The following is an 18735-nucleotide window of genomic DNA, read 5'->3' as shown; positions in this document are numbered from 1 at the left end:
CCGTTCACGGACCGGGCGGGACGCACGGCACCAGCGGCTCGGGTGGCGGGGCCGAACGGTTCGCGGCCGGGACGCCGACCAGCTTGCCGACGAAGTCGGTGGGGTGCGCGATCAGCTCGTCGAGCAGGGCGAGCACCGCGGGGCGGGGGTGGACGACAACCGGAGTCACGGTGATCGGCGGCGCACCCGGGATGAGCGGCAGGCCCAGGTCCGGCACCGGGATGGTCCGGTCCGCGAGCTCGGGCGCGGTGGCGGCCTGCGTGCGGGCGTCGGCGACGTAGTGCGCGATCCAGGCGTCCACTTCGGACGCCATGACGTCGGTGAGCGTGCCCCAGTGCCAGTCCTCCTGCGGATCGTTCATGCCGGGCACCTCCCGCGGCACGTACCGCTCGATCGCCGCGTAGGGCGGGGTGCCGAACTCCTCCACGAGCTTCTGCTGGGCCCAGACGAGGTCGGGTGGTTCTTCGCCGGTGGCCACGTACTGCAGCTCCGCCCGCCGGTCGGCCGGGTACTGGGCCTGCTCGGCGGAGACGAGCTGGTGTTCCCCGGCCGTCACCGAGACGAGCTGGTGCGGCGCGACACCGCAGTTCATCAGGTACGTCGCCACGGCCTCGGCCCGCCGCGCGCCCAGGGCGTCGTTGTACTGGTCGGTGCCCAGCGGGCAGGTGTGGCCGACGATCCGGAGCACGATTTCCGGGTGCGCGGTCAGGTGGTCCGCCGCGCGGTCGAGGGCGGTGGCCGCGCCCGCGTCGACCGTGGCCGAGTCGAACGCGAAGTGCACGACGCCGGGCGGGTCGCCCGCGGGCCGCACGTGGTCCCGCGCGCGGAGTTCGCCGAGCGCGCGGGCCCGCACCAGCTGTTCCCGCGCGGTGATCACGGCGAGTTCGGCCTGGTCACGGCTGGTCGGGCTGCAGGCCAGCCTGCTGTCGCCGAACGCCTGCCACGGCGCCGGGTGCGCGTCGCTGGCGACCCACAGCCCGCGTTCGTTGTCGTGGTCGTGCAGGGTGCCGCTGATCGCGCCGGAGATGCCGAGCCCGAACAGCGGCTCGAACTGTGCGTGGATCCGGTCGTCGAGGTAGGCCAGCACGGCACGCAGGATGAGGTCGAACTCGCCGCGCGCGAGGAACGCCGGCGCGTTCATCTGCCGCGCGAGGTCGTCGGTGAGGGCCTGGGTGACCCGCTCGCGGACGTGGGCGACGAACGCCGGGAGCACCCGCGGCGTGAAGTCGTCCTGGTACCAGGCGACGATCTCGGCGCGAGGCGTGCGGACGTGCCCGGCGGAGAAGGAGTCGGTGAGGAAGTGCTGGCCGAACGCCTCGGTCAGCTGGGCGGTCTGCCAGCCCGGCTCGCTGCCGCCGATCCCGGCTTGCATCGCCGCCGCCAGCGCGGCTTCGTGGTGCCCGCGCCAGGTGTCGATCGCGGTCCCGCCGCCGGCGAAGTGCGCGATGTTGTGCATGGCGAGGTCGATGTACCGGCTGTTGCCCGCCTGGTCGCCGGCCGGTGCCGGCAGCCCGGCCGGGATGGGCCCGCGCACGCCGTCGTGCTCGAGCCGGTGCCGCAGCCGGGCTTTGCCGTCGGGCGTGGCGACGGCGGCCTGCAGTTCCCCGACGGAGCCGTACTCGTCCCCGGCCAGCGCGACGACCTCACCCCACGTCAGGGTCACCCCGCCGCCGAGATCGATGTCGGCATACGTCGCGTCGCCGAGCTGTTCGTGTTCGAAGCCGGAGAAGCGGTGCACCTCCGCTTGTTGTCCACTGTGGACGCTGGTGTCCCGTCCGGCGGCCAGCTGACCGGCGACGCGTTCGGCCTCGTGTTCGGCGGGGTGGTCCGGAGAGCTGACCGACAGCGTCCCGGACGTCGGAGCCGCCGGCTGCAGGGTGTGTGTGACCTCGTGGGCCAGCAGCCGGTACCCGGCGGCGGAGCCGGGATCGTAGTGCCCGCGCCCGAAGAAGATGTCGGTCCCGACGGTGAAGGCGTGGGCATTGACCTGCCGGGCCAACCCCGCGGCGGCCGGCCCGGTGTGCACCCGGACGTCGGCCAGCGACGCCCCGAGCCCGGCTTCGAGGGTGTCCCGCTGTCCGGCCGGGAGCGGCTGCCCGCCGGTGGGAAGGCGTTCGGCGAACCCGGCCGGAGCTTCCCCGGCGGCGGACCGGTACAGCCGGCCGAGCGCGCCGTTCCCCGGCCCGGCAGCCACCCGGACCGGCCGTGGTTCCACGGCCGGTACCGGGACGGCGCCGGTCCGAGCCCGCTCACGCGGTTGCTGTCGGCTCATGATTCGGTCCCTTCCGGCCGTGTCACAGGCGCTCGGTGGGGAGCCGGCTGCCGTGCGCCCCGTACTTGGTGACGTGGTCCTTCCAAGCGGCGACGGTCGTGATGTCGTACCACCGGTTGGAGAGCGAGTCGTAGAAGTCGGCCCCCGGCTCGTAGAGTCCCGTGACGATCACGTGCTGCAGCTCGGGATCCTGTTCGACGGCCGCCTTCGCGAACTCGTCGATCCGCGCGCCGCGATACGCCGCTTCGAGCTGGGGGTTGTCGCGCAAGGCCGCCCGTTGCGCGTCCGTGAAGCCCTCGTGCTCGAAGCGTTCCAAGGCGTCCCGGACGTGCGCGAGCAGCCGGCTGCCCGTCGGATCGCCGGCCGGCGGGGCGTTGACGTCGAGGTGCACGGCGTGCCCGCCGCCGCTCGGCCCGGCCGGCGTCCGGGTGCCCATCCGGCCCTCTTCGGCTCCGCCGAAGGGACGTTCCAGGGCGCCTTCGTGCACCGAGCTGAGGGAAATGTCCACGCGGCGGCGCAGCCGCGAGAACCGGTCCGCCGCCCCTGGGAGATCGCCCGCGTCCAGCAGCCGCCGGACGGCGGTCGCCTCGTCGGCCATGGCCGGGGCGTCCGGGTGGCTCGCGATGATGTCGAGCTCGTCGTCCAGCCGGTCGAGCATCCGCCGGAGCTGGGCGGGGTCGGTGACGTTCCCGAGTGCGGTCGCGGACATCGCGGGAGCGCCGTTGATCGTGGTGCCGCACAGGCTTCGCGTGCTGAACCGGCACCAGGTGCCGTCCTCCCGCCGTCGCCAGGTGTGACCGTTGCCGAGCTCGACCTCGTCCACGTACCCCGCCGTGGTGCTCGGCCGCGGTTCACTCCGCCGCACCACGTCGAACTCCGCTTCCAGCTGCTCCGGCAGCAGGGCGATACCGTCTTCGACTCGTGCGCTCTCGGCCAGCAGCCGTGCCTCCGACGGGCCCAGCGCCTCGCCCAGTTCGGCGTTGAGCTGCCGCCGCAGTGCCCCGGCCTCGTCGGCGGTGAGGTGGCTTTCCAGCTGCCCCACCAGCCGGTCGACCTCCGCGGTCTGCCCCGCCTGCGCCGCGCGGCGCGCGTCCGCCAGCAGCGCCGACGCGCCCGCGTCGGCCAGCTTCCGCTCGATGCCCTGGCCGACCACGGCGTTCCACAGCCGGCCCGCGCCCGCGCCCGCCAGCGGCATCGCGGCGCCCAGGAGGCCGCCGGTCGCCAGGCCCGTCAACCCGGCCACCAAGGCCGCTTCGCCGACCCGGACCAGGCCGGACCAGACGCCGCGGCGCCAGGTGGCCTCGTCGGTCATCGTGCCGAACGCTTCGCTCACCGCGCCGGAGAACGCACCGTCCAAAGCAGACTCGACGGCGCCGGCCGCGACCCGCCTGGCCAGCGACGAGCCGGCTTCGACCGCGGCACCGCTGGCCTCCTCCGCGACGGCTCCGGCGACGCGGGCGGCGCCGCTGGTCAGCGCGTGCCCGCCGACGCCCAGCAGCTGCGCGCCGCGGGCGGCCAGGGAGGCGCCGACCACCGCCAGCGCCGCGTCGACCGCGCCGAGCAGCGCGTCCCGGGCGCCGGTGGCGGACGCGGCGGTGTAGAAGTCGCCGCCGATCATCTCCCGGGTGATCACGCGGGAGCCGGCGCCCGCAGCCGCGGCGAGCGCGACCACGCCCGGTGTCGCGGCGCCGCCGGTCGCGGCGATCACGACGACCCCCGCGACCGTCGCCGCGATCATGCCCGCCAGCTCGCCCACGGTGTTGCTCGCCTGCTCGAACTCGCCCGCCCGGCCGGTGAACCGGTCGTGCAGGGCGGCCAGCGCCGCGAAGTCCACAGTGGACAGTGTACGGGCGGCCCGGAGCGGCTCGAACCGGGCGGCGAACTCGCGTCCGGCGGCCACCATCGTCTCGTCGGCCTCCGTGAACCCGGCGGCCGCGCCGCGGTCCAGGCCCAGCGTGGCCTGCTGCTGCCGGTACATCAGCTCGGCGGCGCGGAACCGGCCTCCGCCGGTGGCCATTTCGTCGCGGGTCGGGTCGCTGCCGAGCACCGCCCACAGGACACGCTGGTAACCGGCGTCGTCGAAGAAGACCCGCAGGGTCGTCTGGGACGAGCGCAGCTGAGCTTCGAACTCGTGGTACGCGGTGACCGCGGCGGCTTCGGCCTCCGTCGGCGGCCCGATCGGCGGCTCGGTGACCAGCAGGTACCCCGTGCGCAGCTGCCCGCGTTGGTCGTCGGTGAGCTCGGACGCGGCCGCGGCCAGGACGTCGGCGTCGCCGGTGAACGCCAGCAGCGCGCGCAGCGGGATGTGCGCGGGATCGGCGAGGATCGTCTCCATGATCGCGCGCTGGTCGCCGTGGACCTGCGCGTAGACGCCGAAAGGGTCGGGCGCGGTGGCCTGGTACCGGGCCCGCCAGGCGGGGTTGCGCGCGATGCGCACCAGCTCCACGAAGAACGGACCCCACTGCCCGCCCTGCAACGCGTCGTTGAGGTGGCCCAGCGTCTCGACGAACGCGTCGGCGGTGACGGCGTCGGTCACCCGCATCCGCTGGTACGGAGTCAGTCCGTCGATGACCGCGGCCACCGCCGGATCGGCCAGCAGTTCACGGCGGAGCCGCTCGTCCTCGGCTTGGTCGGCGGCCGACGGCCCGCCGGGCCCGGGCGCGGTGGTGCGCGGCGCGTGCAAGCCGATCAGCGCGGCGCGGAGGGTGTCGACGTCGCCGTCGGCCAAGAGGACGCGCTGCTTGGCGGTCTCGAACGCCTGCCGTCGCGCCTCCGCGGGGCTGGCGAACTGGCCGAGCCGCTGCGCGTCGGCGGCGAACGCGCCCGCGTCGCCCCGGGCATCGGCCAGCCGGCCGAGGAAGCCCGTGGCGTCCAGCGTGCCGTCGCTGCCGCGGTCGAACCGCAGCAGCTTGTCGAGGTCGTCGAGTTCGCGCAGCCGGGTCTCGACCGTGGCCCGGTCGGCCGGGGGCAGGGCTCCTGCCTGCAGTGACGCGCGCAGCGTGCCGCGTTCCTGGAAGAGCCGGACGGCGCGGTCGACGACGTCCTGAACGGCCGCCATGTCATCGCTGCGGCCTTCGGTGGCTTCGCGCAACCGGGCGATGAGCGCGTCGGCCTCGCTGCCGTAGGCAAGGTTGCGCAGCAGGTCGCGCCGGGAGTCGCTCATCAGGCTGGAGATCGCCGGTTCGTGGGCGGTGTAGAACTGACGGCGCTGGGCGGGGGAGAGGTCCATCAGCGAGTCGAAGACCGCGTCCTCTTCGTCGTGGAACACGCCCGGGGCGCGGCGCAGCAGCTGTTCCGCCGCGGCGTACCGGCCGTCCGGCGTCGGGTCGATCAGCGACCGCGCCTGGAACTCCTCCTTCGGCTCCATGGCGGCGTAGACCGGCGCGAGCGCGGCGGTGTCGGTGCGGGCCACGGCCCGTTCGTCGGCGCTCGCCGCCCTGATCACGTCCAGCTGGGCCTGTTCGAGCTCGCGCCAGCCTTCGTCGTAGAACCGGAGCCGCTCGACCAGCGTAAGAGCGGGCCACAGCAGCCGGATCCCGTGTTCGGCCTCGGGTGCGGGGCCCTGCGGGACCGCGCCGAAGCCTTCGAGGTCCGGGATCGCCGCGGGGCCACCGGTGAACAGCCAGCTCTCCAGCCGGGTGCCGATCGCGGCGTTGACCGTGCCGCGCAGGGCGGCCAGCTCGGGCCGGGTGTGCCCGTCGAGCAGCCGGACCACCCCGGGGACGTCGTCGCCGCGGACGGCGGTGATGATCGCGGGCGCCGCGGCGGTGTCCGGTGCGGGCGGCCCGTCGCGGTGCACTCGCGCGGGTGACGAGTCCACTGTGGACACGGTGCCGCCGGCCAGGAAGGCGTCGGCGGCGGCTTCGGCGGCCCGTTCGGCCGGGTCGGCCGGGTGGCTCAGCCACGACCCGGCCGCCCGCGGGCCGCCACCCTGGACGACGTGGGTGAGTTCGTGCGCCAGCAGCCGCTGCCCGCGCACGGTCTCCGGCCGGTACTCGCCGCGGGCGAAGTAGACGTCGTCGCCGACGGTGAACGCCCGGGCGCTGATGACTTCGGAGGCTGTTCCCGCGGCGCTGTCGGTGTGCAGCCGCACGGCGCCGAAGTCCGCGCCGAAGCGGTCCTCGGCGACCGAGCGGAACCCGTCCGGCAGGGCGGTACCCGGCCCGCTGCGGTCGAGAGCACCGAGGAACGCGGGCGACGGCCCGGCCGGCCCGGTGCCCGACCGGCGGACCGGGTACTCCGGTTCGTCGGCGCAGGAACACGGACCTGCTCCGCATCGCCGGACCTGGGTCCCGTCGACGGCCGAGCGGTGGACCCGGAGTTCCGGTTCTTCGTCTTCGGTGCAGGAGCACGGGTCGGGACCGCATCGCCGCACCTGCGCACCGAGCAGCCGGGAAGCCGCGGCGTTGCCCCCGGCCGTGAATTCGGCTCCGCCCGGGACCGGACCGCCGAAGAGACGGCCGAGCGCCGCGTTCCCCACTGCCGCCTGCCGCGGTCCGCGCACGTGGGGTACCTGCTCGGGCTCGGCCTGGCGCGCGGGCCCGAGCTGCCGGGTCAGCTCGGTCATGGGCGCGGCCCTCCCGGCCGCGGGGGCACCCGCAGCGACACGGTCCGTTCGACGTCCACCGGCTCCGGACGCGAGGGCTGCGGCGGCGGACCACCGACGTCGAGACCTTCGCAGGTGCGCTGCAGCACCTGGGCGGCCCGGGCCAGCGCCGGGTCGGTGAGCGGGTTCTGGGCGATGCGCCGCCAGTGCGTGTGCAGCTCCGTCAGGGCCGCGCGGGCCGCCGACGGCGGGGCGTCCGGGGCCAGGCCCAGCCTCGTGGTGAGTGCCGCGCCTTCGCCGCCCAGGAGGCGTTCCATCTTCGCCAGCACCGGCGGCGGGCCGGGGACCGCGCCCAGGCGGAGGTCGGTGAGCAGTCTCAGCTCGGTGAGCTCGTGAGCGTTGGCGCGCAGCCGTTCGACGGCCTGGCGCAGCCGCGGCGCCGCCGGGATCGGGTCCTCGCGGCAGACCGCCTCGACGAGCCTCAGCGCGCCGTCGGCCTTGAGCACGTCACGCCGCTCGGCGAACTGGGTGAGCAGGAGGCGGCGCAGCTCGCCGAGCCCGCTGTGCTCCGCGAGCGCCGTCCGCAATGCCTCCACAGTGGACGCTTCGGTGCGGACGAGATCGAGGCTGAGCCGGACACCGTACACCCCGAGCAGGTCCAGCAGCCGTTCCCGGGCCTCCGGGGTGACGTCGAGGCCGCGCACCGGCGAAGTGAACCGCCGCGTCGAGAGCAGGAGCGGCCGGGTCGTGGGCTCGCCGGCGGCGGCGAGCGCCGCCAGCGCGGTGAAGTCCTCAGTGGACAATGTCGATGCCGTCTCGGCGAGCAGCCCGGCGACCGGCAGCACCGTGTGCACCAGGCTGTGGATCCGGGGGTCGGCGCGGTAGCCGGCGGCGACCCGCGCTGCGTGGCCGAGCGCACCGGGTTCGCCGCCGCCGAGCTCGTCGGCGCGGGACAGCACGCCCACCGCGTTGACCGGGGTGCCGCCGCCGGACGCCGCCTCGTGGAACGTGTCCAGGAAGTCCACATCGGACGAATGCAGGTGCCGCAGCAGATACAGCACGGCGTCCACCGAGCCGGTCTCGCCGAGCAGGTCCTGGGTGCGCCGGCCCGCCGACTCGGTCAGCGAACCCATCCCGGGGGTGTCGACCAGGATCATCCGGCTCAGCCACGCCGAGGGCAGCACGACCTCCACCCGGTCGAGGTCCTCGGCGCGCAGGCCGCCGAGCTCCAGGAGCCAGTGCCCGCCGTCGTCGGTGACCTTCAGCGGGATCGGCGGCCCGGACCGGCCGAACGCGGTCGCGGCCGGCTGCGGACCGTGCCGGTACCAGGTGACGATCTTCGTGCACTCGCCCGCGTCGGTGGCCGCCACCCGCGCCCCGACGAGCGCGTTGAGCAGCGTCGACTTGCCGGCCTTCACCCGCCCGGCCAGCGCCACGCGCAGCGGCCCGGCCAGCTGCCGGACGGCCTGCCCGAGCCGGGCTTCGGCCGGACGCCCCCGGTAGGCGTGGGCGGCTTCGGTGAGCAGCGACCGCGCCTGCGCGGGCAGCCCCGGTGTCATCGTGCACCGCCGGCGAACCGGTCGGCGGTGGCCAGGAGCGCGTTGACGCGGTCCAACTCGGCTTTCGCCGCCGCGCTGCGGGTCGCCGCCTCGCTGTCGGCCGTGCGGGCTGCTCTGGACACCGCCGCCTGCTCGTGCTTGACCGCCGACACGAGCTCGGCGGCCTGGTCGAGGTAGTAGTCGCGGATGCGGCTGCGGCTGTGCCGGATCAGATCCAGCGACGCGCGGTGGGCGTCGGCGCGGGCCTGGTTCAGGTAGTTCGCCACGGTCCGCACGGCTTCGTTGCGGGCCGCGTCCAGCCGGGTGTTCCGGTAGCTGCGCACCGCTTTCACGGCGAAGATGCTGCCCAGCACCGCGGTCACCGGCAGCGCGATCAGCAGGCCGGGGTGCAGCGTCGTGACGAGCAGCGTGGTGACCACCGAGCTGGACAGCGACCAGCCGCGCGCGGCGTGCATGCCGACCTCCAGCTTGCTGCCCGCCCGCGCGCCGAGCCTGCCGATTTCGAGGTCGCGTGACGGCGCCACCGCGCGGTCGCCGAGGGCGCCCACCTCGTCGGCCGAAGCGTCGAACAGGGCACCGATCTCCTCGGCCAGCTCGTCGATCGAGCGGAGCAGCGACGCGTGTGCGTCGGTCAGCTCCTCGTTGGTGCGGCGGTAGATCCGGGGCACGATCCCGGCCCACTCGCGGGTGGGATCGCTTTCGCGGATGCCCTTGGTCAGCTCGGCCTCCAGCTGCCGGGTCCGGGTGGCCAGCTCGCTTTCCATCCGCACCTGGATGTCGGCGAACCGGTCGGTGATCGTGTTGAGCCAGCGCGACGACGGGCTCGCCAGCCCCTGCGCGCGCCGCTGCGCGTGCTCGGCCCGGCGTTCGGTCTCCGGCCGCTGTTCCGGCTGCGTCAGCGTGCTGTGCTCGGCGCTGAGAGAACCGGCGACCTGCCGCAGCGCCGTGCGGACCAGGGCCGCGGCGGCCGGTGCGGACTTGGCCGACCGTTCCGCGGCACGCCAGGCGCGCAGCCGGTCGGCCAGGACCGGGTACCCGGATTCCGCGTTGAGCGCGGGATCCCCGGTCGCGACGGCCAGCTCGCGCAGCGGTGCCGACACCGCGACGATCTCCGCGTCGATCCCCGCGGCGCGCAGGTGTTCGCGGTCGAGGTCGAGGATGCGCCGCCAGTGCGGGTAGAAGTCGATCTTGGTCAGCGCGACGAGCAGCGTGGGACACGCCTCGACGGCGTGCCGGAGGAACTCGACCTCGGTGGCGGTGAGCTCCTGCGACGCGTCGGTCACCATGATCACCCCGTCGGCCAGGGCGAGGGCCCGCATGGTGGCGGCCGCGGCGGCCGCCGCGAACCCGCCGCCGAGGCCCGGGGTGTCGGCCAGCACCAGCCCGTCGGCGAGAACCTGCCGGGGGAGAGCGACTTCGACCGCGCGCAACCGGGTACCGTCCGCGGCGAGCCCGGTGCGCCCGTGTTCGGCGGCCGTCCGGACGTCCACCGGCCTCGGGGTGGCGGACTCGGCGTCGGGCACCAGCGTGGCGCCGGCCCGCTCGCCGTGGCGCACCAGCGTGGGCACCGCGCTGAACACCACCGGGTCGGTCCCGCACACCTCGACCCCGAGCAACGCGTTGACCAGTGTGCTCTTGCCCTTCTTGAACTCGCCCGCGACGAGCACGTGCCAGGCGCCGGAGGTCAGCCGCTGCTTGCACGCGACCAGCTTCCCGGCGAGGTCTTCCCGCCCGGCCGAACGGGTTTCGCCGACGGCGGCGTCCAGCAGGGTGAGCAGGTCGGCGGTGTCCGCGGCGGTGGTCATGGTCAGTGCGCCCCGGAGACGTCGTGGTGGTCCGCCGGGTCGGTGTGGTGGTCGTCGAAGTGGGCGGACCACTGTTCCGCGTGGTGCAGGGCATCGTCGACGCCGTCGTGGTCGATGTCGTCGAGGGTGCCGCTGAGGTGGTCCGGCTCGGGTTCCGGGGCCGGTTCGAAGTGCTCTTCGGGAACGTGTGGCGCCGGCTCGGCGGCGGTGAGCTGCTGACTGGCGGCCACGACCGCGGGGTCGGCGTCCAGCACGGCGGGATCGGTGTCGAGGTGGTGCTGGAAGTCGTCCCCGGCGTGCGCGGCGGGCGCGGGCGCCGGGTGGCCGCCGGACTGGCCGTCCGAGACGCCGGGAATCACGACGGCGTACTGGAACCGCCGGGTGTTCGCCTCCCAGGAACCGACGCCGTACTGGGTGCCCTTCGCCTCCATGGTCCGGCCGTTGCCGAGGCTGATCGCGACGTGGTTGTGCGCCGGGAGGCCCTTGTCGGGATCGGACGAGAAGCTGAACAGCAGCGCGCCCGGCGTGTGGATCGCCTGCTCGATCGGGATCGTGAAACCCCGCTTGTGCAGGAACTCGTACTGCTCCCACGCGGTGCGGGGCAGGTCGACGCCGACCTGGTGGGTCGCCCACTGCACCAGGTCCGAGCAGTCGAACGCGGTCGGGTCGGGGTCGTTCATGCCGGCGTGGGCGCCCCAGACGTAGTGGTCGCCGGTCTGGGCCACGGCGACGTCGAGGAACCGCTGCAGCTTCGCCGGATCCCCGCCGCTCACCGGGTGGTCGGACGCCGGGTGGTCGGACGCCGTATGGTCGCCGGACGCCGAGCCGGACGCCGGCGGCTCGTCGCCGAGCGGGATGCCGTACTCCTGCCCGGCCCGCCCGCCCGTCCCGTTCGTCGCGGCGGCGGTGTGCACGCCGTCGCCGGGATCGGGGTCGTCGAGCGGGATCCCGTACTCCTCGCCCGCGCGGGCACCGGGTGCCGGACCGGTGCCGGCGGCCGGGTGCGAGACGACGACGGCGTCGCTGCCGTCGCCGGTCGCGGGGCCCGCCGGTTTCCCGCCGCCCGCGGCCGACCCGGCGCCGACGTGGTCGCCGTAGCCCGCCGTGCCGGTCCACATGCCGTGGCCATCGCCGTCGCCGTACGCCACCGCGGCCGCCTCGGCCTGCGCGCGATACCGCAGGTACCGGGCGGAAAGCCCGCCGTGCGTGGTGGTCCACGGCGAGATGTCCGCGCCGCCGTGAGACACCGCGAACGCCGCCTTCGCGTTCGTGAGCGGGTCGTAGAGGTCGCCTTGGCCGAGCGCGGCGTGGGAGCGCACGTTGATCTGCCACAGGCCACGGCTGTCCTCGCCGTGGGGGTTGTGCGCCCCGCTGTTGCCCCCGGACTCCGCGAGGGCGACCGCGGTCATCGTCGCGGCGCGATCCGGGGAAAAACCGGCTTCGCGGGCGAACGCGTAAATCTGCTCGGCCGTAAATCGCGCCACGACCCCATACTAGGGTGGCCGATCGCGTCGTGGTGGCGTTTCGCGCGCCCGAAGGGGCGGGAATCGCGGACGGCGGGCGGGGCCGGTGCTAGGTTCGAGGCGGACCGACAGGGGGTGACGTGGCAGAGGAAGCCCCGCCGTGGCAGCTCATGGCCGACGTCCTGCTGCAACGCGAAGCGCTCCTGTGCCGGCTCGGGGAAGGGCTGCTGCCGCACGATTTCGCCGGTCTCTACGTGGTTTCCGAAGAAGTCGACCGTATTCTGCGTGCTCTGCCGGGGATTTCGGGGCCGCCCGCGGAACGGGCCGAGGCCCTGGACCGGCAGCTCGAACCGGGACTGACCGCAGCCCGTCAGCAATTCTCCGAATACCTGACCGGCACGTCCGTCTTCGCCGGAATCGTGCGGCACGCGCAACTCGGCGAATTGTCGGCGCAAACCCTCGCCCTGCTCGCCGCGGTGGAATGTTCACCGCACCGGATGCGGTTGGTGGCCTATTTTCAGGACAATGTCCAGCTGCCGCGGCTCACCCTGGCGAGCCTGGGCCGGCTGCTCGGCGGCGGCGCCCGGGCGCTGGCCCCGGACGCCCCGCTGCGCCGGGCCGAACTCGCCGAGTCCGGCGCCGAAGGACCGTGGGCGACGCGGATGTGCTGGCCCGCCGCCCGGGTCCTGTGGGCCCTGACCGGCGACGACTCCGCCGACCCCGCGCTGCCGCCGGGCGTCCGGCGCCTGGCCGCGTCGGGCGACGACGGCGTTCCGGCGCGGCCGCACCTGCTCCTGGTCGCCGGCGCGGACGCCGCCAGCCGGCTGGCGGCGGCCAGGAAAGCCTTGCCGCACAAGCCCTTCCTCGTGTCGCCCCTGCCCGCGAACGACGCGGAGTGGGCCGCCGTGGTGCGCGAAGCCGGGCTGGGTGGCCGTGCCGTCTTCCTGGAGCTGACCGCCCCGCTCACCCCCGCCGCCGCCGACCGGATCGACCGCGCCGCGCACCTGGACTGGGTGCTCGGCTCGGCGGGCGAACTGGCCCTGGACACGCTGCCGGACCGGTCATGGACCGAACTGCGGCTCGAGTCGGCCGCGGCGGACGAGGCCGACTGGCAAACGGCTTTCGGTACCCCACCCGAACCCGCGTACCTGCTGAGCCGCGACCAGATCCGGCTGGTCGGCGCGGCCGCGGGCGGCGATCCCGCGCGGCTCGAGGCGGGCGTGCGGCGGTTGGCCGGCGGGCACCTCGACGGCCTCGCGGTCCGCATCCGCCCGCGGCGGCGGCCCGAGGACCTCGTGCTCCCCGACGACCGGACGGCGCAGCTGGACGAACTCGTCGCGCGGTTCCGGCTGCGGCGGATCGTCTACGACGAATGGGGTTTCGCGCCGGTGGCCGCGGCGGGGGTGGTCGCGCTGTTCGCCGGCCCGTCCGGCACCGGCAAGACGCTCGCCGCGGAGATCGTGGCCGGACGGCTCGGGCTCGACCTGTACAAAGTCGACTTGTCGTCGGTGGTGAGCAAGTACATCGGCGAGACGGAGAAGAACCTCGAGCGGATCTTCGGTGCCGCGTCCGCCGGGGACCTCGTGCTGTTCTTCGACGAGGCCGACGCGCTGTTCGGCAAGCGCTCGGAGGTCTCCGACGCGCACGACCGGTACGCCAACATCGAGGTCGCCTACCTGCTGCAACGCCTGGAGGCCTACCAAGGGCTGGTCGTCCTCGCCACCAACCTGCAGCGCAACATCGACGACGCGTTCCTGCGGCGGATCTCGGTGGCGGTGGACTTCGAACCCCCGGACGAGCGGCGGCGACGGCTGATCTGGGAGCGCGCCTTCCCGGCCGGCGCGCCGCTGGGCGAGCGGCTCGACTTCGACTTCCTCGCCCGGCAGTTCCGCGTCACCGGCGGGGTGATCCGCAACGCGGCGCTCGGCGCGGCGTTCCTCGCCGCCGAGGACGGCGCGGCCGTGACGATGGACCGTGTGGCGCTGGCCCTCAAGCGCGAGTTCCAGAAACTGGGCCGGCTGCGGACGGAGGCCGAGTTCGGCCCGTACTTCCCACTGGTGAACGGGGACGACGATGCTGCACCTGCTTGACGAGTCGCTGGAGGAGTTCCTGCGCGCCACCGTCGTCCCGGTGGCCAAGCGGGAGGTCGACGTCGCCTTCGCCGCGCCGGACAAGGACTGGGCCGCCAAGGTGTCCCGGCCGACGCTGAACCTCTACCTGTGGGACGTGCGGCGCAACCTCGGCGACCGTGAGTTCGGCGTGGAGACGGTCGCCGGCGCCGACGGGGCGCGGTACCGGCGGGTGAGGCTGCCGCGGGTGGACTGCCGGTACCTGGTCACCGCGTGGACCTCCGACATCCGGGACGAGCACTCGCTGCTGGGCGACGCCCTCGCGGTGTTCCTGCGGCACCCGGAGCTGGAGAGCCGCTACCTGCGCGGGGCCTACCAGGCCGTGCGGCCGCTGCCGTCGATCGAGGTCGGCGCGGGCGACGGCCGGGACAACTCGGACTTCTGGTCGGCACTGGGTGGCCAGCTCAAGCCGGGACTCGACATCACCGTGACGGCCACTGTGGACAGTGCGCTGCTCGTCCCGGTTGGCGAGCCGGTGGAGCGGTACCAGGTCGCCGTGACACCGACCGGCTCGGCACCCGAGAACCGCCTGTTCGTCGGCGGCCACAGCGCCGCCGCACCCGGCACCGTCGTCTCGACCCCGCGTGGCGCCACCACGGTGGGCGAGGACGGGACCTTCGTCGTCGCCGCGGAAGTCGGCGACGAGCTGGCGGTCGACGGGCAGCGGCAGGGGAAGGTCGAGGAGACCGGCCCGGCGCCGGGGATCAGGCCTCCGGGCAGCTGACGTCGCGGCGGGGCGCCTCCAGCGTCAGCAGGTAGCGGTCCACGGCCGCCCTGGTGCAGGTGGTCCGCGGGTAGATGCTGTGCCCGGAGCCTTCGTAGGTCACCAGGGTGGTGTTCGCCGGTGCCTGGCGGTGGATGTTCTCCGCCCAGGGATGCGGGGTCGCCGGGTCGTACCGGGCGTTCAACAGCAGGATTCGCGGCGCGCGCGGGATGTTCAGCCGGTGCGGCGGGTTCGCGGGCGGCCCGGGGAGTCCGAGGCACGTGGTGGCTTCCTCGTGGCCGATCGTGCGGCCTCGCATGAGCGGGGCCCGGCGCAGCTCTTCGGCGTGCAACGCGGAGTACTGGGCGAAGGTCCCGATCCGGAGGTCGAAGTCCTGGCAGACGACGGCCAGCCGGATCGACCGGTAGTTGTACTCGAACTGGGCCGTCACCGGCGCCCGGCCGGCCACGGTTTCGGCGATCACCTGGGCCACGTCGTCCCAGTTCGGGCCGTACATGTCCGAGAACACCCGGTCCGGCAACCAGTTGCGCGGCATCGGCATCCCGTCGGCGACGGCGAGCGCCTGCTCCCAGGTGGCCACGACGTCCCGGCCGTGCAGCGCGCAGGTCGTGGTCCGGTCGCACCACGCGGCGAACTGCCGGAACAGCTGGTCCGCGGCGGTGGCCCGGTCGCCCATGAAGCGCCGGACGTCCGCGCTGTGGTCGATGCTGCTGTCCAGCACCATCGCCCGGACCCGGTCACCGTGCTTTTCGGCGTACTGCTGGCCGAGCAGCGTGCCGTAGGAGATGCCATGGAAGCTGATCTTGTCTTCGCCGAGGGCACGGCGGACGGCGTCCAGGTCCTGGGCGTTGACGGCGGTGTCGGCGTGGTCGAAGACCGGCAGGTTGCGGGCGCGGCAGTCGGCGATCGCCTGCCGGCTGTACCGGCGCAGGGTCTCGAACTCCGCACGGTCGGCGGGTTCGTCGTTCGGCGGGGCGGCGCCGTCCTCGCACCGGATGAACGAGCTGCGGCCGGTCCCGCGCAGGTCGAAGCCCACGACGTCGAACCGGGCGCGGACCTCCGGGCTGAAGTAGCCCGAGGCCAGCGCGAACTCCGCGCCCGAACTGCCGGGGCCGCCGGCGTCGGCCACGAGCACGCCGAGCCGGTGCGCGGGATCGGTGGCCCGGTGCCGGGCGACCGCGAGGTCGATGGTGGGTCCCCACGGGCGGTCCCAGTCCAGGGGCACCCGCAGTGTGCCGCACTCGCCGTCCGGCGGCTGGGGACTGTCCGGGTCGTCGGGGCAGGCCGTCCAGGCGATCGGTGACGGCGACCAATCGGTGGCCGCCAGGGCGGGTGTGCCGCCGGCCAGGAGGAAAGCGCTCACCAGGACCGCCCCGAAAACCCGCACAGTGCCCTCCCCGCGTCGACCCGGCCCCACCGTAGGGGGCCCGCGGTCCGGACCACAAGCCCGGCTACTCCGGTTTCGCCTCACCGCGTCCGGGCTCCGGGTTCGGTGAGCCCCAGCGCTGTTTCCGGGCGCCTGAACGGCGGCGCGTGTCGCGTCCCGGTGCGGGCGCAAGCTCACGGGCTTCCGCCCGGCGGGCGCCGACGACGGTGATGATCAAGTGGTCGAGGGAAGACATCGAAGCCTCTCAGCACGGTCGGCAGCCCCCTCGGGCTGTGATTATCCCGGTGCCGCGGTCCGAAACCGCGGTGCTGCGGACAGAGCGGGAAGGACAAGGCATCGAACCGGTTCGACCCGCGGTAAAACCAGGACCGGTCAGGCGTGGCGCGGGCGGGCGCCGGTGCTGGACCGCAGTGAGATCGGCGGCTCGAGCAGGGCGTGCCGCGGCGCGGCGTCCCTTGCGGCAGGATCGGCGATCTGTGCCAGAAGCAGGTCGACGGCCAGCCGGCCCAGCTCCACGGCCGGCACGTCGGCCGCGGTGAGCGGCGGGTGGAAGTCCTCGGCCAGCCGCTCGGCGATGACGCCGGTGAGCGAGAAGTCACGCGGCACTTCGAGCCCGGCCCGGTGCAGGGCACGCTGGACGCCGGGCAGTGCGGCTTCGTTGATCGTGACCGCCGCGGTCACCGACGGCCATTGCGTGCGGATCTCTTCGAAGCAGGCCAGGCCGGCGGCCGCGTCGTCCGCGCAGCACACGGTGCGCGCGGTGAGACCGCGCGCGGCCGTGGCCTCCAGGAAGCCGGTCGCCGAACGCAGGGCGGGGCCGTAGCCCGCGGCGACGAGTTCGGCCGACCGGTTGATGAGCACGACCTCCTCGTGGCCGAGGTCGGCGAGGTGGTGCACGCAGCGCGTGATCAGGGCGCCGTAGTCGACGTCGACCCACCAGGACGCGCCGGGGTGCTCGACGTGGCCGATGGTGACGAACGGCAGGCTCGCCTGGCTCAGCCGCTCCACCCGCGGGTCTTCGAGGAGGATCTCCATCAGGATCACGCCGTCGACCCGCCGCCCGGTGACGATGCGCTCGAACGAGCGGTCGTGGTCGCCGCCGCTGGGGGAGAGCAGGACGTCGAGGTCGTGGGCGGCGGCCGCGTCGACGACGCTGCCGACGAACCCCAGCTGGACGTCGGTCAGCCGGCGGCTGGCCGGGGGCACGACCAGGCCGAGGGTGCGCGTGCGGCCTTCGGCCAGCGCGCGGGCGCTGGCGTTGGGCCGGTAGCCGAGTTCGGCGATGACGTCGTTGATGCGCTGCACGGTGGCCGCCGAAACCGGTCGCTTGCCGCTGAGGGCGTAGGACACGGTGCTGCGCGAAACTCCCGCGCGCCGGGCGATCTCCCCGATGTTCATGCCGCTCCTGACCCCGGTCGCCAGAACCGGTTCGACGTCGCGTCGATGGTAATGCATGGGCCTGACCTCCTGAGGAAGTGAGTATTGCGTCGGACCCGGCTCGCGGTTTACGGTGACGCCGCTATCCAGCGTCGAACCGGTTCGATGACGGGTCGACCGCCTCCAGGTCGTCGCAGGTGCCGACAGGAAGGACCTCCTCATGAAGCGTCTCCCCCTCATCCGGCTGTTGTCGGCGGCCGTCGCCGTCACGACCGTGGCCGCGTGCTCCTCGGGGACAACCCCCGCCGCGGGTTCCGGCGGGACGGGCGCGAACGGCGCCTTCGCGGTCTGGGACCCCTACCCGCAGTTCGACGCGAGCTCCGCGTGGGCGAAGGTCATCGACAAGTGCGGCGCCGAGGCCGGCGTGAAAATCTCGCGTCAGGCGTTCGACACGACCGACCTCACCAACAAGGTGCTGCTCGCCGCCCAGCAGAACACGGCACCGAACGTGCTGGTGGTGGACAACCCCGTGGTCTCCACGCTGGCCGAGGCCGGGGTGCTGAAGTCCAACCAGGACACCGGCCTCGACGCGGCGCAGGTGGCCCCGAACCTGCTCGCCGCCGCCGACGTCAAGGGCCAGGTGTACGGCGTGCCGATCGGCGCGAACACGCTCGCGCTGTACTACAACAAGAAGGTGCTGACCGCGGCCGGCGTCGACCCGGCGTCGGTCCGGGACTGGGCCTCGCTCGACGCGGCGCTGGCGAAGGTGAAGACCGCCGGCAAGAAGGGCATCACGTTCTCCGCCATCGGCACCGAGGAAGGCACCTTCCAGTTCCTCCCGTGGTTCTGGGGCGCGGGAGCGAACCTGACCGACGTTTCTTCGGCCGACGCCGTCTCGGCGCTCACGCAGTGGAAGTCCTGGCTGGACCAGGGGTACGCCCCGAACTCCGTCGTCGGCAACACGCAGACCACCAGCTGGCAGGAGTTCGCGACCGGCGACTACGCCTTCGCCGAGAACGGGACCTGGCAGCTGCAGAACGCGAAGAAAGCAGGCTTCGAGTACGGCGTCCTCCCGATCCCGGGACGCGCCGGGGGAGCGGCCCCGGCACCGACCGGCGGCGAGTTCGTCACCGTGCCGGCCCAGAGCAGCCCGGACGCCGAGAAGACCGCGGGCAAGATCGCGTCCTGCCTGACCAGCCCCGCCAACGTCCTCGACTCCGACTCGGCGCTGACCTACGTCTCCGCCGTGCCGTCCGTGCAGGAGAAGCAGGTCGCCGCCCAGCCGGAGCTGAAGGTGTGGGTCGACGCGGTCAAGGTCGCGAAGGGCCGCACCGGCGACAACCTCGGCACCCGCTACCCGCGGATCTCGGAGCCTCTCTGGGGTGCCGTGCAGGCCGCGCTGACCGGGTCGAAAGCCCCCGGCGCCGCGCTTTCGGCCGCGCAGGCGACCGCCGCCGCGGCGAAGTAGGCCGG

The 18735-nt window shown here is 73.9% G+C and carries 10 protein-coding genes; 3 read left to right on the top strand and 7 right to left on the bottom strand.

What is annotated here, in order from left to right:
• Positions 1 to 4 precede the first annotated feature (4 nt).
• From CF165_RS30520 to CF165_RS51310, 5 genes are read right to left on the bottom strand one after another with little or no spacing between them, the layout of a single operon-like run.
• Positions 5 to 2272, bottom strand: a complete 2268-nt coding sequence (locus CF165_RS30520; RefSeq protein WP_093951046.1) for an eCIS core domain-containing protein — start codon at positions 2270 to 2272, stop codon at positions 5 to 7.
• Positions 2273 to 2294: 22 nt separating this feature from the next.
• Positions 2295 to 6839, bottom strand: coding sequence for an eCIS core domain-containing protein (locus CF165_RS52130; RefSeq protein WP_205661011.1), 4545 nt, complete (start codon positions 6837 to 6839; stop codon positions 2295 to 2297).
• A complete protein-coding gene (locus tag CF165_RS30510; RefSeq protein ID WP_093951045.1) occupies positions 6836 to 8377 on the bottom strand; it encodes a GTPase in 1542 nt (513 codons plus the stop codon). The genes CF165_RS52130 and CF165_RS30510 overlap by 4 nt, the downstream gene beginning before the upstream one ends.
• Complete coding sequence (locus CF165_RS30505; RefSeq protein WP_093951044.1) at positions 8374 to 10182, bottom strand: dynamin family protein; 1809 nt, start codon at positions 10180 to 10182, stop codon at positions 8374 to 8376. The genes CF165_RS30510 and CF165_RS30505 overlap by 4 nt, the downstream gene beginning before the upstream one ends.
• 2 nt (positions 10183 to 10184) lie before the next feature.
• Positions 10185 to 11666 carry an NlpC/P60 family protein gene (locus tag CF165_RS51310; RefSeq protein ID WP_158226848.1) on the bottom strand — a complete coding sequence of 494 codons (1482 nt, stop codon included), beginning with the start codon at positions 11664 to 11666 and terminating at the stop codon, positions 10185 to 10187.
• A 119-nt stretch (positions 11667 to 11785) separates the two neighbouring features.
• On the opposite strand from CF165_RS51310, the gene CF165_RS30495 reads away from it, so the two are divergent.
• Both CF165_RS30495 and CF165_RS30490 read left to right on the top strand, forming a co-directional pair.
• Positions 11786 to 13735, top strand: a complete 1950-nt coding sequence (locus CF165_RS30495; protein WP_240521869.1) for an ATP-binding protein — start codon at positions 11786 to 11788, stop codon at positions 13733 to 13735.
• On the top strand, positions 13719 to 14498 hold the full coding sequence (locus CF165_RS30490) for a Pvc16 family protein (protein ID WP_093951042.1): 780 nt from the start codon (positions 13719 to 13721) through the stop codon (positions 14496 to 14498). Before CF165_RS30495 ends, CF165_RS30490 begins: the two co-directional genes overlap by 17 nt.
• Here CF165_RS30490 and CF165_RS30485 read toward each other — a convergent pair.
• The gene (locus CF165_RS30485) at positions 14479 to 15885 is read right to left on the bottom strand and encodes an alpha/beta hydrolase (RefSeq protein WP_093951041.1); all 1407 of its coding nucleotides are present in this window, start codon (positions 15883 to 15885) and stop codon (positions 14479 to 14481) included. The two genes, CF165_RS30490 and CF165_RS30485, sit on opposite strands and share 20 nt — an antisense overlap.
• 372 nt (positions 15886 to 16257) lie before the next feature.
• Positions 16258 to 17283, bottom strand: coding sequence for a LacI family DNA-binding transcriptional regulator (locus tag CF165_RS30480; protein ID WP_093951040.1), 1026 nt, complete (start codon positions 17281 to 17283; stop codon positions 16258 to 16260).
• A 199-nt stretch (positions 17284 to 17482) separates the two neighbouring features.
• On the opposite strand from CF165_RS30480, the gene CF165_RS30475 reads away from it, so the two are divergent.
• Positions 17483 to 18730, top strand: a complete 1248-nt coding sequence (locus CF165_RS30475) for a sugar ABC transporter substrate-binding protein (protein WP_093951039.1) — start codon at positions 17483 to 17485, stop codon at positions 18728 to 18730.
• Positions 18731 to 18735: the final 5 nt, after the last annotated feature.

Source organism: Amycolatopsis vastitatis (assembly GCF_002234595.1).
Lineage (GTDB): Bacteria > Actinomycetota > Actinomycetes > Mycobacteriales > Pseudonocardiaceae > Amycolatopsis > Amycolatopsis vastitatis.
The sequence above is the reverse complement of the archived record's forward strand: the minus strand, read 5'-3'. Positions and strand labels throughout refer to the sequence as shown.

Bases quoted from the DNA above. Each gene is read 5' to 3' on its own strand.
- CF165_RS30520 (WP_093951046.1), bottom strand. From the start codon at position 2,272: ATGAGCCGACAGCAACCGCGTGAGCGGGCTCGGACCGGCGCCGTCCCG.
- CF165_RS52130 (WP_205661011.1), bottom strand. From the start codon at position 6,839: ATGACCGAGCTGACCCGGCAGCTCGGGCCCGCGCGCCAGGCCGAGCCC.
- CF165_RS30510 (WP_093951045.1), bottom strand. From the start codon at position 8,377: ATGACACCGGGGCTGCCCGCGCAGGCGCGGTCGCTGCTCACCGAAGCC.
- CF165_RS30505 (WP_093951044.1), bottom strand. From the start codon at position 10,182: ATGACCACCGCCGCGGACACCGCCGACCTGCTCACCCTGCTGGACGCC.
- CF165_RS30490 (WP_093951042.1), top strand. From the start codon at position 13,719: ATGCTGCACCTGCTTGACGAGTCGCTGGAGGAGTTCCTGCGCGCCACC.
- CF165_RS30480 (WP_093951040.1), bottom strand. From the start codon at position 17,283: ATGAACATCGGGGAGATCGCCCGGCGCGCGGGAGTTTCGCGCAGCACC.
- CF165_RS30475 (WP_093951039.1), top strand. From the start codon at position 17,483: ATGAAGCGTCTCCCCCTCATCCGGCTGTTGTCGGCGGCCGTCGCCGTC.